14 protein-coding genes are annotated in these 15,135 nt (G+C 37.5%); 3 read left to right on the top strand and 11 right to left on the bottom strand.

Going from position 1 to position 15,135, the window contains the following annotated elements; translation table 11 throughout:
- Positions 1-194: 194 nt before the first annotated feature.
- Positions 195-2,354 (bottom strand): Tex family protein, encoded by a 2,160-nt coding sequence (locus tag H8S40_RS04020; RefSeq protein ID WP_186865618.1) that lies wholly within the window; start codon positions 2,352-2,354, stop codon positions 195-197.
- A 225-nt stretch (positions 2,355-2,579) separates the two neighbouring features.
- Here H8S40_RS04020 and H8S40_RS04015 point away from each other — a divergent pair, with 225 nt between their 5' ends.
- A complete protein-coding gene (locus H8S40_RS04015; RefSeq protein ID WP_186864621.1) occupies positions 2,580-3,473 on the top strand; it encodes an RluA family pseudouridine synthase in 894 nt (297 codons plus the stop codon).
- Positions 3,474-3,748: 275 nt separating this feature from the next.
- Here H8S40_RS04015 and H8S40_RS04010 read toward each other — a convergent pair whose 3' ends face one another.
- Positions 3,749-5,077 (bottom strand): IS4 family transposase, encoded by a 1,329-nt coding sequence (locus H8S40_RS04010; RefSeq protein WP_186864359.1) that lies wholly within the window; start codon positions 5,075-5,077, stop codon positions 3,749-3,751.
- Positions 5,078-5,401: 324 nt separating this feature from the next.
- Here H8S40_RS04010 and H8S40_RS04005 point away from each other — a divergent pair, with 324 nt between their 5' ends.
- Positions 5,402-6,343 carry a DMT family transporter gene (locus tag H8S40_RS04005; RefSeq protein WP_186864620.1) on the top strand — a complete coding sequence of 314 codons (942 nt, stop codon included), beginning with the start codon at positions 5,402-5,404 and terminating at the stop codon, positions 6,341-6,343.
- A 70-nt stretch (positions 6,344-6,413) separates the two neighbouring features.
- On the opposite strand, the gene H8S40_RS04000 is transcribed toward H8S40_RS04005, so the two are convergent.
- The 6 genes from H8S40_RS04000 to H8S40_RS03975 all read right to left on the bottom strand — a co-directional run bounded on the left by H8S40_RS04000 (position 6,414) and on the right by H8S40_RS03975 (position 11,187).
- Entirely contained in the window at positions 6,414-6,776 is a 363-nt protein-coding gene (locus tag H8S40_RS04000) for a hypothetical protein (protein ID WP_186864619.1), read from the bottom strand.
- Positions 6,777-6,836: 60 nt separating this feature from the next.
- A complete protein-coding gene (locus tag H8S40_RS03995) occupies positions 6,837-7,265 on the bottom strand; it encodes a hypothetical protein (RefSeq protein WP_186864618.1) in 429 nt (142 codons plus the stop codon).
- Positions 7,266-7,562: 297 nt separating this feature from the next.
- Positions 7,563-8,981, bottom strand: a complete 1,419-nt coding sequence (locus H8S40_RS03990) for a hypothetical protein (RefSeq protein ID WP_186864617.1) — start codon at positions 8,979-8,981, stop codon at positions 7,563-7,565.
- Between the two features lie 22 nt (positions 8,982-9,003).
- Positions 9,004-9,510: a hypothetical protein gene (locus H8S40_RS03985; protein WP_186864616.1), complete on the bottom strand. Its 507-nt coding sequence runs from the start codon at positions 9,508-9,510 to the stop codon at positions 9,004-9,006.
- Positions 9,511-9,534: 24 nt separating this feature from the next.
- On the bottom strand, positions 9,535-10,086 hold the full coding sequence (locus tag H8S40_RS03980; protein WP_186864615.1) for a hypothetical protein: 552 nt from the start codon (positions 10,084-10,086) through the stop codon (positions 9,535-9,537).
- Between the two features lie 150 nt (positions 10,087-10,236).
- The gene (locus H8S40_RS03975) at positions 10,237-11,187 is read right to left on the bottom strand and encodes a helix-turn-helix transcriptional regulator (RefSeq protein WP_186864614.1); all 951 of its coding nucleotides are present in this window, start codon (positions 11,185-11,187) and stop codon (positions 10,237-10,239) included.
- A gap of 197 nt (positions 11,188-11,384) precedes the next feature.
- Here H8S40_RS03975 and H8S40_RS03970 point away from each other — a divergent pair, with 197 nt between their 5' ends.
- Positions 11,385-11,636 (top strand): helix-turn-helix domain-containing protein, encoded by a 252-nt coding sequence (locus H8S40_RS03970; RefSeq protein WP_186864613.1) that lies wholly within the window; start codon positions 11,385-11,387, stop codon positions 11,634-11,636.
- Positions 11,637-11,714: 78 nt separating this feature from the next.
- Here H8S40_RS03970 and H8S40_RS03965 read toward each other — a convergent pair whose 3' ends face one another.
- From H8S40_RS03965 to H8S40_RS03955, 3 genes are all read right to left on the bottom strand, one after another.
- Positions 11,715-13,574: a heavy metal translocating P-type ATPase gene (locus tag H8S40_RS03965; RefSeq protein ID WP_186864612.1), complete on the bottom strand. Its 1,860-nt coding sequence runs from the start codon at positions 13,572-13,574 to the stop codon at positions 11,715-11,717.
- A gap of 75 nt (positions 13,575-13,649) precedes the next feature.
- Positions 13,650-13,868 carry a heavy-metal-associated domain-containing protein gene (locus H8S40_RS03960; protein WP_117992008.1) on the bottom strand — a complete coding sequence of 73 codons (219 nt, stop codon included), beginning with the start codon at positions 13,866-13,868 and terminating at the stop codon, positions 13,650-13,652.
- Positions 13,869-13,888: 20 nt separating this feature from the next.
- A complete protein-coding gene (locus H8S40_RS03955; protein WP_118725110.1) occupies positions 13,889-14,248 on the bottom strand; it encodes an ArsR/SmtB family transcription factor in 360 nt (119 codons plus the stop codon).
- Positions 14,249-15,135: the final 887 nt, after the last annotated feature.

Raw genomic sequence — 15,135 nt, 5'->3', positions numbered from 1 at the left:
ATTTTTATGCCTCCCATTCGTAATAACTATTCATCCACTTCATTCATGAATATATTGATTGCTTCAACTAATCTTTAGCAAACAACAATACGTTGACAGTATAAAAAAAAAGAAAACAATTGTCAACCTATTTTTATTTAAAGTTGACAATTGTTTCCGTTTAAAAACATTTTTTAGTTTTTTCTTCTTATTTTTTATTGTGAAATTCCACGCATTGTAAGCTGGATTCTCTTTTTCTTCAAATCCACACTCATTACTTTAACATCTACGATGTCGCCCACACTGACTGCTTCTAATGGGTGTTTGATATATTTATCTGTAATCTGTGAAATGTGTACGAGCCCATCCTGATGTACTCCGATATCAACAAATACACCAAAATCAATTACATTTCGCACAGTTCCTTTTAAAACCATGCCTTCTTTCAAGTCTTTCATCTCCAGTACGTCTGTGCGGAGGATTGGTTTCGGCATCTCATCACGCGGATCTCTTGCTGGTTTTTCCAGTTCTTTTACGATATCTCGCAATGTAATTTCACCAATTTCCAGTTCTTCTGCCAGTTTCTTATAATCCTTGATCGTCAATGACAATCCGGTCAGATTACCATTTCTGATATCGTCCAGTGAAAAGCCCTGTTTTTCAAGAAGCTTCGCTGCTGCCTCGTAAGATTCCGGATGTACTCCTGTGGCATCCAAAGGATTCTTTCCGCCCTGGATTCTCATAAATCCGGCGCACTGCTCAAATGCTTTTGGTCCGAGTTTTGCAACCTTTAATAATTGTTTACGGTCTGCAAATGTTCCGTTTTCCTCACGATATGCAACAATATTTTTTGCAATGGCACTGGAAATACCTGAAATATAAGATAATAATGGGGCAGACGCTGTATTTAGATCCACACCGACTTTATTTACACAATCTTCTACCACACCATTCAGAGATTCACCCAGTTTCTTCTGGTTCATGTCATGCTGATACTGACCGACACCGATGGATTTTGGATCGATCTTAACAAGCTCTGCCAGTGGGTCCTGCAAACGGCGTGCGATTGATGCCGCACTTCTCTGTCCTACATCAAACTTTGGAAATTCTTCGCTTGCCAGCTTACTTGCCGAATATACCGAAGCTCCGGCCTCATTTACGATTACATACTGCACATGCTGATCCGGCATCTCTTTTAATAACTCTACAATAAACTGCTCAGACTCACGTGAAGCCGTTCCATTTCCAAGAGAAATCAATGACACATGGTACTTTGGAATAATTTTCTTAAGCAAATCCTTCGATGCCTTAATCTTTGCCGGAGTAGTCGGTGCTGTCGGGTAAATGACTGTTGTGCCGATTACTTTTCCAGTCGCATCCACTACTGCCAGTTTACATCCTGTACGAAATGCCGGGTCCCATCCAAGCACGACCTGACCTGTAATTGGCGGCTGCATCAAAAGCTGATGAAGGTTTTTGCCAAATACTTCAATTGCGCCATCTTCTGCCGTCTCTGTCAATTCGCTTCGAATTTCACGCTCAATCGCCGGTGCGATCAGACGTTTATAACTATCTTCCACAACCGCTTTTAAAACCGGTGTCGTATATGGATTATCCTGGTGTATCACCTGCTTTTCTATGTAACGCAAAATATCGTCTTCCGGTGCCTCAATCTTTACTGTCAGGAATTTTTCTTTCTCACCACGATTCAACGCAAGTATACGGTGTCCTGCCAGCTTACTCAAAGCTTCTTCAAATTCATAATACATCTCATAGACAGACTCTGCCTCGGCATCTTTTGCTGTTGACACCAGCTTACCTTTTTTCATTGTCTGCTTACGAATCCAGCTACGATAGTCCGCCTCATCTGAAATAGATTCTGCAATGATATCTTTTGCTCCTGCGATGGCATCATCCACTGTCTTCACATCTTTTTCTTCTGATATATATTTTTGTGCTTCCTCTTCCAGTGCAACTTTCGTCTGCTGCAATGTGATCAATGCTGCCAGAGGTTCCAGTCCTTTTTCCTTCGCGATCGTCGCACGCGTTCTTCTCTTCGGACGATATGGACGATACAAATCCTCCACAACAACAAGCGTTTCTGCCGCAAGAATTTGTGCTTTAAGCTCTTCTGTCAGCTTGCCCTGTTCTTCAATGCTTGATAACACCTGTTCCTTCTTCTCTTCCAGATTGCGAAGATACACAAGTCTCTCATATAACTTTCTCAACTGCTCATCATTTAATGAACCAGTTGCTTCTTTTCTATATCGTGAAATAAATGGAATTGTATTTCCCTCATCTATTAATTTTACCGCTGCATCAATCTGCCAGCGTTTTACCTGAAGTTCTTCTGTTAATCTCTGATTAATATCCATACTTGTCTTTCTTACCTCTCGTAAATTCATATTCAGTGTTTTTCTGATTTTTCTATTATACACAATTGATAGTATAGTTGACAAGTAGAACCACAGGGAACCACAGGGATGGGGATAACTGGCTCTTTTGCTCGCAAAAGAGCCAGTTATCCCCGTCCCTGTGGTTCCCTAGTTGACAAATATGATACACTATTTTCAGACTATAAAAGGAGATTTTCAAATTACATGAACCGCACAATCACTTACCATATATCTAAATCCGATTCCGGGCTTCGCATCGAACAGTTTTTACGCCGCCAAGATTACTCTCGCCAGAATCTTACGGAGTTAAAGAAGATGCACGAAAGCATTCTTGTAAACGGAGTCTGGCTTCATCTAAATGAACACCTTCATACGGATGACACGCTTACTATCCGCATTCAGGAAACTGAATGTTCCGAGAAGATTCCACCGACAGAACTTCCGCTAAATATCATTTACGAAGATGAAGATATTCTTGTCATCAACAAACCTGCCGGCATGCCAATCCATCCATCACAAAATAATTATTACAACTCTCTTGCAAATGCATTGGCCTGGTATTACGAACAGCAAGGAAAACCATTTATCTTCCGTTGTACCAACCGCCTGGACCGTGACACTTCCGGTCTGACGATTATCGCAAAACATATGGTCAGTTCCAGTATCCTCTCTCAAATGGTAAGAGAACATACGATTTCGAGAGAATATCGTGCCATCGTCCGTGGTTCTGTAACACCACCTTGTGGTACAATTGATGCTCCGCTTTCCCGAAAGCCAGGCTCAATCATTGAACGTACCGTCGATTTTGAACATGGTGAACGGGCCGTGACACATTATCAGGTATTAGAAGAGAAAAACGGGCACAGCCTTGTCTCCCTTCATCTGGAAACGGGCCGTACCCATCAGATTCGTATTCATATGAAATATCTCGGTTTTCCGCTGATTGGAGATTATCTCTACAACCCGGATATGGAATTTATGAGTCGACAGGCACTACATTCCTATCGTATGCAGTTTACTCATCCGATTACTGGGGAGCATATGGACTTTATTGCGCCACTACCTGAGGATATGCAGGTATTGGGGTTTGACCACTAGGGACGGGGATGAATGAACCACTTGGGGACGTGAACCACTTGGGGACGGGGATGAACGGCTCTTTTGCGAGCAAAAGAGCCATTCATCCCCGTCCCAATAACATTTAGTTAAGCTTTTTTCATCATAGTATGAACCTATTGAAGTTCTCTTCCCTAAGCTTTTAAAAAGTATTATTATCATAAAAGTAGATGATTTTTATAAGAAAATATTTTTTTGCACCATAATCAGGCAGAGCCTTGCTTCTGCCTGATTAATACAATATAATATATCTTGTGTTAAGCTCTATTGTTTAACGGCTTTACAGTTTGTGATCTGACCTGTCGAGCGGTCTGTTGTTTCACCCTAATAGCTGTTTGATGTCGTAGCATTAGAGCTTTTACTATATCATTCGTCATTCGATGTTTTATGAATCTTCGTGCAATAGGAAGAACATCTTCAAAGGATATTTTGTATTCATATTTCCTTTTTTTCTTTCCTTGCTCTTTCTTTTTTTCTTCTGTAGCAAAGGTGTGAAGAAGTGAGGCAAAGTTATACATAATAAGTTTTGCATATACTTCTTGAATAATCAGTTCCCGATTAACCGAATGTAAATACACTAGTGAAAGCGCATATTTTAAGCGTCGGAAAGAAGTTTCAATAGACCATCTTTTCCAGTAAAGTTCTCGTAGATCCAGTGCAGAAAAATTTTTTAATGGTAAATTAGAAATCAAATATTCGTAGTTTCCATTTTCAAGTTGTATACAGGTGCATCGAATTTTCATGGTATATACACTTTTCTTATCATCAATCGGAATCGGCTCGAAGGTTCTTTTATTTTTTACTATTTTCATTTTATCCCCATGACAAAGATGCTTGTTTTTTTTCGATCTTGTTACGTCCAAAACAATCTCTCTATCTGATTCTGTTTCAGCTGGCAAAATATCTTTCAGAAAAGCAGATGGTGCAGACGGAGATTTCCAGCGAATGAGAAAAAATTTCTTTTTTTCAATTAAATGAGCCATTGTGTTTAGCGAGGCATATCCTCTATCTGCGATAAGTATCGTATTTTCTGGCAGATTACAGTGATCGACCATATGACAGAAAGCCTGTGTTTCATTCATTTTAGGGCGTGGTTGGGTAACAGCAGTAATATACCTGTTTTCACAGATATCAAACAAAGTGTTCAAATGCATCTGAAAAAACACATTGTCACTTCGAGCCTGTTTTATACGATATTCAAAATCATTTTTATTAGTAGGAAGATTAATATCAGAACCATCTACTGCAACAAGATGAAACCCTTTATACGTTTTGGTAAAAGGAATTTTTTCATTAAAAGATTTTAAAAGATACGGGAAAAAATCAGCAATTAGTTTTTTTCGCTGTTGTGTGAAAGCTGATTTAGATGGAACTTTCTTGTTTTGGGACATAAAAAAGTTAAATAATTCTGTATTTGTCCTATTCATGGTGAGGCAGAGAGTAGATTTTACCGTGTCAGAAAAAGGACAGAGTCTGTGTCTGGTCATATCTGAACCTGGAGTATTAACATACAAATGAATATTTTTCTCTGCTGTTTCAAGAACAGAGAAGAAACGTTTTCGAATAGTTGCTGGTGTCATGTACATGTGTGGTACCTCCTTGAAGTAAAAATATATCTAACTTCAAAGGGCACCTTACTGATTATAATAATCAGTAAGGTGCCGCACATTTTTACGATTTTGTCAACTATTAATTGAAAAAAGCTTAACTAAATGTTATTGTCCCCGTCCCTAGTGGTTCATTCCGTCCCCGTCCCTAGTGGTTCCGTCACTGTTTGGCACTCCCTCTTTCATTTGTCTTATATTTATGATAATGTTGTTTATGAACGTTATGCAAAGAATATCAAATATCAAAATTTATCAAAAAAAGAATCGAAATAACGAAATTTAAATGAAAAGAGAAATACGAAAATGTCACAAAAACAAAACAAATTGACTCAAACTGGTATTGTAGCACTTCTTGCTTGTGTATGCTGTATCCTGTGGGGAAGTGCAATCCCCGTGATTAAAACAGGGTATCACATCTTGCAAGTCGATTCTTCAGACACTGCAAGCCAGATTGTCTTTGCCGGAATCCGCTTTACACTAGCTGGTATTCTGGTATTAATTTTTGCATCAATCAAGGAAAAGAAAGTGATGCTTCCTGATAGGAAACTTCTCAAATATGCCATTCCCGTGTGTCTTGCTCAGACAGTCGGACAATACTTCTTTTTCTATATTGGTGTTGCACACACATCCGGAGTAAAGGGTGGAATCATCACCGGTCTTGGAAATTTTATCGCAATTTTATTGTCTTGCCTGATATTTCGAAATGAACGTATGACAGGCAGAAAACTTGTAGGATGCGTTCTCGGATTTGCCGGAGTAGTGGTAATTAATCTGATGGGGAATTCCCTGAATATGGGATTTAAACTAATTGGAGAGGGATTTATCCTGATTGCACAATTATCTTATGGAATGTCTACTGTGTTGATCAATCTTTTTTCTAAAAAAGTATCACCTGTAGTATTAAGCGGAACCCAATTCACAATGGGCGGAATTGTTCTTGCTTTAATCGGAATTGGAATGGGCGGACACCTGGAAAATATTACTGCCGCAGGTCTGATAATAATATTTTATCTTGCAATGGTTTCAGCTGTGGCATACACACTCTGGTCAATACTTCTTGCATGGAATGATGTTTCCAAAGTTGCAATTTTTGGATTTGTAAATCCTCTTTGCAGTGTAATTTTATCAGCACTGATACTCGGAGAGGTAAAACAGGCATTCAATATTGGAAGTCTGATGGCATTAATTTTAGTATGTGCCGGAATATATATCGTAAATGCCAATAGGCCAAACAGAGACAAGTAGTGCCAAACAAGGACGGGGATAACTGGCTTTTTTGCAAGCCGAAAAGCCAGTTATCCCCGTCCCTATGGTTCTAGAATTTTTCAATTATATAAACATTTAAAGTTTGTTTATCCGTTGGTTCATAAGGAAAATAGGAAAATCTTATTTTATCCCCTACTTTTAATGAATCAATTGTTTGAGCATTGGCTGCTCCTGTGTAAATTAAAGTAATCTCATTATAAGCAAAACTACTGTCTGAACTGTCTACTTGTATAAGAACTTCTCTTTTGTCGTTTGGACTTTCCAAAACGGTTCCTTCTTCTGATAAAAGATGCGCATTTTGCTTTTTGGATACTTCCCCATTCTTTGGCTTATTATTTTCTTTATTCAATATTGAAGCTCCTATTATAATTGACAAAATACCTAAAATTATCAATAATACAATTTTTTTCATACATAACCTCTATCTACTAAAAGTATTGCCTGAATGAAACACCTCTTCTTGCACAGAATGTTACAAATCATATATCTTCTTTAATTTCTCCACCGCATTTTCCAGTGAAGCTTCATGTAGTGGATTATACTTATGATACAAATCTTTCGCTTTTATCTTTTCTCCAATCTTAGCAGATGGGATTGCATATTTCCACTGCATATAAGTATAGATATCTGCCATCCAAGCTAAAATGAACTCATCATATACCTCGCTGATATCCGATACAAGACCGACCTCGATTCCCATTTCTCCAAGAATCTGTTTTGGTGTCTTATTGAGATATAATGGGTTTCCCTCATCCATTCGCTTTCTGTATTCACAGCATAAATACTGGTCAATTATATCGAATGCATTGTCCTCACAATAGCGCCCGATCAGCTTAAAAAGATATCGGTGCTTCTTTATCATACTGTCCAGATAACATTCATCATATGCTGGTGTGGTCATAGGTTCCATCTCCTTGATATCTTAACTTATTCTGTATTGCATATCGTGCTGTAATTCCGGGCACTTGAAAGCAAGCTGTAAGTCATAGATATTTACAATCGCCTTCTTCAGAGTACCATGATATACTCTTGTCATATTTTTCAACCTGCTTCTTAATTCGCTTATATATTGTTTACAGTTGTATCTATATACTATCTCATTTGTGGATTCTTCGCAATCAGAATACTTTACTTTTTTGTAGTGTGGAGTTATGCAAATTTCATTCTCATTTTATATTATGCACTGCCCAACAACTAACTATATTGTTTCAAACAACTCATCAATCTCTGCAATTTCTTTTTGAATTCTGTCGGATATTTCACTTTCTATAAATTCCTGCTTTATCTTTGCAATAAATCTCAAATCAGTAAAAAGATGCGTAACTGTGTTTAATAAACTTCCAATATCAAGATTCTTCGGATTCTCTGTTATAGCTGCGTTTATAAGCGAGCTTGTAGATGCAATACTATTTGAAATTAGCAAAATCTTTCTTGTCCTAACTTCGTATAAATCCCTGTCTTCGTCTTCATTTCTAAATAGTCCATGAGTTAATGAGATAATTATATCAAATAACTTTGAAATCACAAATGAAGCACCAACTATTTTTACATCACGTGAAAAACACAATGCGTCGTAATTCTCACTATATAATTTACTTGCAAAATTCTCGTTTATACTTGAAAGTAAAGGAACCGGTAATCCTAACTTTGTAAATTCATCTGATTTCAAATGCTGAGCTTGTGCAAACAAGGCTGCTGGCAGATTTAAATAATCCGCTCTAACTTCCTCATAACATTCCCTAAACATTGTTCCCACGAAAACTGCTTCCGGTGTAATAACCATCTTATTCTTTCCTGTAATAGAATCAACTCTTGATATTCTATTAGTATGAAAATTATTAAACGTAATACAATCTGTCAAAATATTTGCTGTACCAAAAATCCAACCTAAAATCGGATCATGACCAAGTGTATACAGGCGATGATATTTTCCGCCCATATTAATTCCCAAATCCTTTGAACCAGTTGTAATATCATAAGGAACTGTCTGATATAAAATATTTATCCAATGCCCCGTCCCATGTTTTGCTATATGCTTATCTCGAAATTTATCATTCGCTTCTCTATGCATTTTTTCAATAGATTTATCATTATGCGCTAATCTTTCTTCCGGATTAAAACTTTTTCCATAGTCAAACTTTTCTGCAACATATGGAAACACAAGTGCTTTCGTAACTTGTAAAGCTGTTGCAATTGCCAGAAATGATAAATCCGTTTTATTTACTATACTTGTCTTTTTGGAAAACTGTTTATTAATTTCTTCCGCTTCTCTAAATGCGCTTTGTATTTCTTTTTCAGACATAATATCTTCTAGGACAACAGCTTTTGGTTCATGTAAATTCGCCTGTTCTACCAGTTCTTCCCATGTTTCTAATTGTGGTCTATGCTCTAGTTTTCTATCCTCTTTCTTATTTTTGATTTCATTTGACAATTCAATAATCTCTTTATTCTTTCCCAATGACCGAAGTAACTCTATGGACGAATCTATATTGCTATCAGCAACACTTCTTGTGTGCTTCATATCTAAATCATTGAGTAATGCATCAGAATTATCTTGGTTCATTTTCAAAACCTTATTAATATCTAATTCGTCATCCGAATATTTGAATCTACTCATTTAACTTCCTCCTTAAACTTTCTTAACAAGGTGCCCCGCCCAGATCATTTCTTAAATCTTCAATTGCTTCTTTTAATAAAATATTAATTTGAGTTAAATATTCAATTCTTTCTTTATCGGCATTCTTTTCTTCATTCAAAGCTTTTAGAATCGCATTTTGCTTGGCAATTGCATCTTTATATAATAACTCTTTTGCTTCCTGCATTTTTTTATTTTTAATGTGGGATGCTACGCCTATTCCTATGCCACCTAAAACAACAACCGGCGATGCAAGTAAGCTACTGAGAGTCAATACACTACCTGCTGCTGTCGCTCCCACAGCACCTAATCCTAATCCAGCAATTGAACTTCCAATAGTTCCTCCTACTGTCAGCATTCCAGTGGTAGCAGCCACTTTACCTAACTGTGAATCTTTCATTTTCCTAGACGTATCTTTTAAAGCTTGATCTGCATCATCAATAACTGCTTGAACTACTTGTAACGCTTCTTGACTCTGAATTTTCATTTTCTTTTTACTGTCTTTTCCCATACTATTTTCTCCATTCATTTCTGATTAGTCAGCTATTCCTAAATCATGCTGTAAATCTTTAATGGCTGCCTGCAACAGAATATTAAGTCCATTCAAATATTCCATTCGGTCTTTATCTGCATCACTTTCTTCTTTCAGAGCTTTTAAGATCGCGCTTTGTTTTGCAAGTGCATTTTTATATAATAAATCCTTTGCTTCATGCAATTTTTTCTTTTTCATGTGTGACGCTACTCCTATTCCTGCCCCACCTAATACAACTGCCGGAGCTGCCAATACTGCGATTCCAGCTACCATTCCACCTCCTATCAAACTTCCTGCCGCAGCCAATGCACTTGTTATTCCTGCTGCACTTAATCCTGCGACCGAGCCGCCCAGATATAATCCTGCGAACCCAATACCTGCTCCTACTCCTACCCCTACTGCACCAGCAACAGCTTCGCCTATAGGCGAATTTTCCATTCTTCTTGACTTATCTTTTAATGCTTTATCCGCATCATCAATAACCGCCTGAACTGTTTTCAATGCATCCTGACTTTGAAATTTCATATCCTTTTTATTTGTAATATATTTTCCCATAACATTATCCTCCTGAACATTGTGTATTAATTATGCCTTATAGTTTGTAAAGTCTTTATTCCTATAAAAACTAAGATATTATTTTCCTTATCATTAACTGATAATTCATTAATCTTATTTAGTTCTTAAATTAATTTTCCTCACTCATATTTATAACATTTTCACCTTATCACCTTGCCCCTTCAGCCACATATCAATCCCATTTCCAAACACCTCCACTTTTATTTCCCACTCTTCCCCCTCTCTTTTCGTGATCTCTGCAGTTGGGAATCTATCTAAAACTGCTTCTACAATGCTTTGTTTGCATTTCAATTTTACTTTCTGCAACCTGCCTCCATACATGAACTGAACGCGTTTTCTGAATTCACCTTCCTCAAATCGCTCTGCATATGGCACTATGAAATGCTCATCCAACACCTGCATATTCTCAATCCTATCCACCCTATAAATCGTCGGGAAACTATCATTCGGATTTGAAAAATGCTCCTCCTTATCGATATCCTCAATATACGCCGTTAAATAGAAATAAAACTCTGAAAACATAATTCCTACCGGCTTCAATCTACGTTTCACTAATTTCTTATTGTTAACTCGCTGATACTCCACCTCGATATAACTCTGTTTCTTTATCGAGCCTTCCAATATCCATAATTTATTCAATAGCTTTTCATGATGTTGAAGCTCTATGTAATGATGCATTTCATTTCCTATATACTCTTTTACAAGTTTCTTCTGTTTCTCGTCACTACAAGTATTGATTAATTTATTGATAATTGGAAACATTTCTTCTTTAACAAGTGAACGACTTTCCAATAGCACTTTACATACCGCTAATAATTCACTTCCTGTCAGACAATTCTGCAACTTTGTTTCCAGTCGATATCCACCTGATTGTCTGTCAAACACAATCTCTTGAATCTCTCCGGTTTCTGAATTCTGGTTATTTAAGAAACATTGAATATCAGCAATATCTCTTTGTATCGTTCTTTGTGCCACATCAAAATGCAGACTCTCTTCTGCCTTATATATCACTTTGCCTTGTCGTAATCTGGAATAGATTGATAGTATTCTTTCCGATTTTGCATCCGATGATTTATCCATATTTTTTCTCCCTGTCTCTTTTTCTTCTAGTATATATGATGCCATGGACACATACTGTCATTTTCAATAAATTTGACATTTTTTATTGGACATATTTTGTCTCTCAAATCCATATTTTGTCCTCTCACAGGACATACTATTTTATTAAATAGTATAGCATTGAAGATGTCTTATTACAAGACAAAGGAGGCTAATCTATGGCTAGAATCATCGATAGTAATCACAAGAATTTAATTGGAAAAAAGGTACGAATATTGCGTAAAGAAAAGAATATGAGTCAGCAGGAATTGTCCGCTAAATTAGAGACTTTGGCAATCTATATTTGTCGTGGTTCTATTTCACGTATTGAAGATCAGAGCCGTACTGTAACAGATATTGAATTGTATGGTTTATCCCAGGTGCTCTCTACTCCAATTGAAGATTTTTTCACATCAGTAGTGCCAGAATAACCAATAGTGAACCAGTTAGGGACGGGGATGAATGGCTCTTTTGCTCGCAAAAGAGCCATTCATCCCCGTCCCTGTGGTTCATTTCAACGCTCTCATTGAATTTAAAATTGCAATGACTGATACTCCAACATCTGCAAATACAGCTTCCCACATATTTGCCATACCAAGTGCACCCAGAATTAATACCAATGCCTTGACTGCAAGTGCAAATACAATGTTCTGTTTTACAATCCTAAGTGTTTTTCTTGCAATTTTTACAACCGATGCGATCTTTCTCACATCATCATCCATCAATACAACATCTGCCGCTTCGATTGCTGCATCGGAACCCATGCTTCCCATTGCAATACCGATATCTGCTCTGGAAAGTACCGGTGCATCATTGATTCCATCTCCGACAAATGCTAATTTTTCTTTGTTTTCCTGACTTGATAACAAAGTTTCGACTTGCGATACTTTGTCTCCCGGAAACAGTTCTGCGTGAACTTCATCCAAAGCCAATTCGTCTGCAACTGCCTGTGCTGCTGCCTGACGGTCACCTGTCAACATAACACATTTCTTTACGCCGACCTGTTTCATATCATGAATTGCCTCTTTGGCACCTTCTTTAATCGTGTCGGAAATTACAATCGCTCCTGCAAATGTTCCTGCTTTTGCAACATATACGATTGTTCCTGCACTCTCACATGGCACATATTCAATCTGATGTGTTTTCATCAGTTTCTCGTTACCAATTAGCACTTCCTGACCGTCAATCTTAACATTTACACCGTGTCCGGCTTCTTCTTCCGCATCTGACACACGATTCATATCAATATTTTGTGCATATGCTTCTTTGATAGAATTTGCAATCGGATGTGTAGAATACCCTTCTCCCAATGCCGCAAGCTCCAACAATTCCGCTTCTGTACAATTGGCTGGTTTCAACTCGGATACTTTGAATTCGCCTTTTGTCAATGTACCTGTTTTGTCAAATACAATCGTTGTCATCTCCGCAACAGCTTCTAAGTAGTTACTTCCTTTTACAAGTACACCAATCTTAGATGCTGCTCCGATTCCACCGAAAAATCCAAGCGGTACGGAAATAACAAGTGCACATGGGCATGAGATAACAAGGAAAATGCATGCCCTCTGAATCCAGTCACCCCAACCTCCACCGAGGATTAATGGTGGCAAAACCGCCAGAATAACTGCACCAATCGTTACAACCGGTGTATAATATTTTGCAAATCTCGTAATGAAATTTTCTGTTTTCGATTTCTTACTGCTTGCATTTTCAACAAGCTCTAAAATCTTTGCAACTGTAGAATCATCAAATTCTTTTGTCGTACGAACTTTCAGCGTACCGCTTCCATTGACACAACCACTGATAATCTCATCACCGGCAACTGCCCTTCTAGGAACAGACTCACCAGTCAATGCCGCAGTATCGATCATGGATTCACCTTCTACAACAACGCCATCCAGTGGAATACGTTCACCCGGCTTTATCACGATCACGGTTCCGATTTCCACATCATCCGGGTCTACCTGAACAAGATTCCCATCTTCTTCCACATTTGCATATTCCGGGCAAATGTCCATCATGGCTGAAATAGACTGGCGCGATTTACCAACCGCATATCCCTGAAATAATTCGCCTACCTGATAGAACAGCATAACTGCTACTGCTTCTGAATATTCCTGCACTCCGAAAGCACCGAAAGTTGCAATCATCATTAAAAAGTTCTCATCAAATATCTGTCCATTTTTGATATTTCGGGCTGCCTTCCATACAATATCATATCCAATAACCAGATAAGGAATTAAATAAATGATAAATAATACAATCGTATTAAATTTTTCCAACATTCCTAAATGCTCTGTAACCATCAATATTGAAAATAAAATAAATGTTATGATGATTCGGTATAACATCTTTTTTTGTTTCTTTGTCATAATTCCTCCTAAAATCTGATTTTTCTTTTATTAATTCACAACTATACTGGATTTTATAACATAGAATCTGAATAATTACAGTAACACTTTACAATCCGGCTCAACTTTTGCACAGATAGCAACTGCTTCTTTTACAATCTCATCAAATCTCGCATCATCTGCATCGATTGTCATCTTTTGCATCATAAAGCTTACACTTGCATCATTCACACCATCGATTTTTTTGATAGCTTCCTCCATTTTAGCTGCACAGTTTGCACAATCCAGATCCTGTAATTTGAATTTTTTCTTCATAATAATTGACTTCCTTTCTTTTATTCTTCTATATGTTCTCTCCCCTGTGCAATGATCGTTCTTACATGACCATCCGCCAGTGAGTAAAACACTTGCTTACCATCTCTTCTGCTCGTTACTAATTTTGACTGTTTCAAAATTCGAAGCTGATGTGAAATTGCTGACTGCGTCATATTCAATGCTTCTGCCAGGTCACACACACACACTTCTGCTTCAAATAGCACAAATAAAATTCTGATTCTTGTTGAATCTCCAAAGACCTTAAACAACTCTGCCAGATCATATAGCTCATCTTCATCCGGCATCTGCTCATGAACAAGCTTTAATAATTCTTCATGAGTCTGGTATTCTTCACAACATTCTACATCGTGTATCGCCATTTGTGTGTCCTCCTTCTTTTTAACGTATGAGCATTTGTTCATATGTTCATAATAACGCTGTGTTTTGCAAATGTCAAGTGGAAGTTGCTATTTACGTATTTAATTCTCGACAACCTCCAAGAAAGAAAAGACTATGCACTCCTGCTCAACTTCGTCGGGCAAGCCCGACTCCAATTCGCTGGATTGCATAGTCTTTTCTTTCTTGGAGGTGTACCGTAATTAAAATAGATGGAGGGATGAGTAGATTCAATTTTCTGGTATCTGATGTATCTATATTCTCGGTTTATTCGCCATTGCAGATGCTCTTTTTTAGACCAATGTATCTGCAAGACTTTAATATTCACTATTGCAGATGCTATTTTGGGGACCAACGTATCTGCAACTTACTTTTCTTTGAACTTGCAGATGCTTTTCAGCCTGTCTACTATATTAAATTGCATCTACATCTTGCCTTTTCTTGGATTTGAGGATACTGCCTTCGCAAATTTTGCATCTACATCCCACATTTTCGATAACATGAGGATGCTTCTCATTGAAATTGTGCATCCTCAACTTGCTCTTTCTATAACTTGCAGATACATCCTGCAGAAATTACACATCTTCAATTCCATCAAATCCATTATCGCAGATACCCCCCATCAGAATGATATATCCGCAACACTCGTCCAGTAAAGTTCTACTATTTAATTCATCAAGCATTCGATAACGTACTTTAAGAAAACATTGGATATGAATTTCTGCGAATACAAAGGAAGCGATTGGAAATACTAAAAGGCCAGAATTTTACGTTAAAGCTTAGAAACTTGCTGTTTGAGGGCGTAGCCCGAGTTGCTGGTTTCTAAGCTCTGTTTTTAGTAATAATTCTGACCTTTATGTATTTCCCGCTG

This window comes from Ruminococcus hominis (assembly GCF_014287355.1).
Classification (GTDB): domain Bacteria; phylum Bacillota; class Clostridia; order Lachnospirales; family Lachnospiraceae; genus Schaedlerella; species Schaedlerella hominis.
This window is presented reverse-complemented; position numbering and strand designations above follow the sequence as displayed.

Bases quoted from the DNA above. Each gene is read 5' to 3' on its own strand.
- H8S40_RS04020 (WP_186865618.1), bottom strand. From the start codon at position 2,354: ATGGATATTAATCAGAGATTAACAGAAGAACTTCAGGTAAAACGCTGG.
- H8S40_RS04015 (WP_186864621.1), top strand. From the start codon at position 2,580: ATGAACCGCACAATCACTTACCATATATCTAAATCCGATTCCGGGCTT.
- H8S40_RS04010 (WP_186864359.1), bottom strand. From the start codon at position 5,077: ATGTACATGACACCAGCAACTATTCGAAAACGTTTCTTCTCTGTTCTT.
- H8S40_RS04005 (WP_186864620.1), top strand. From the start codon at position 5,402: ATGTCACAAAAACAAAACAAATTGACTCAAACTGGTATTGTAGCACTT.
- H8S40_RS04000 (WP_186864619.1), bottom strand. From the start codon at position 6,776: ATGAAAAAAATTGTATTATTGATAATTTTAGGTATTTTGTCAATTATA.
- H8S40_RS03995 (WP_186864618.1), bottom strand. From the start codon at position 7,265: ATGACCACACCAGCATATGATGAATGTTATCTGGACAGTATGATAAAG.
- H8S40_RS03990 (WP_186864617.1), bottom strand. From the start codon at position 8,981: ATGAGTAGATTCAAATATTCGGATGACGAATTAGATATTAATAAGGTT.
- H8S40_RS03985 (WP_186864616.1), bottom strand. From the start codon at position 9,510: ATGGGAAAAGACAGTAAAAAGAAAATGAAAATTCAGAGTCAAGAAGCG.
- H8S40_RS03980 (WP_186864615.1), bottom strand. From the start codon at position 10,086: ATGGGAAAATATATTACAAATAAAAAGGATATGAAATTTCAAAGTCAG.
- H8S40_RS03975 (WP_186864614.1), bottom strand. From the start codon at position 11,187: ATGGATAAATCATCGGATGCAAAATCGGAAAGAATACTATCAATCTAT.
- H8S40_RS03970 (WP_186864613.1), top strand. From the start codon at position 11,385: ATGGCTAGAATCATCGATAGTAATCACAAGAATTTAATTGGAAAAAAG.
- H8S40_RS03965 (WP_186864612.1), bottom strand. From the start codon at position 13,574: ATGACAAAGAAACAAAAAAAGATGTTATACCGAATCATCATAACATTT.
- H8S40_RS03960 (WP_117992008.1), bottom strand. From the start codon at position 13,868: ATGAAGAAAAAATTCAAATTACAGGATCTGGATTGTGCAAACTGTGCA.
- H8S40_RS03955 (WP_118725110.1), bottom strand. From the start codon at position 14,248: ATGGCGATACACGATGTAGAATGTTGTGAAGAATACCAGACTCATGAA.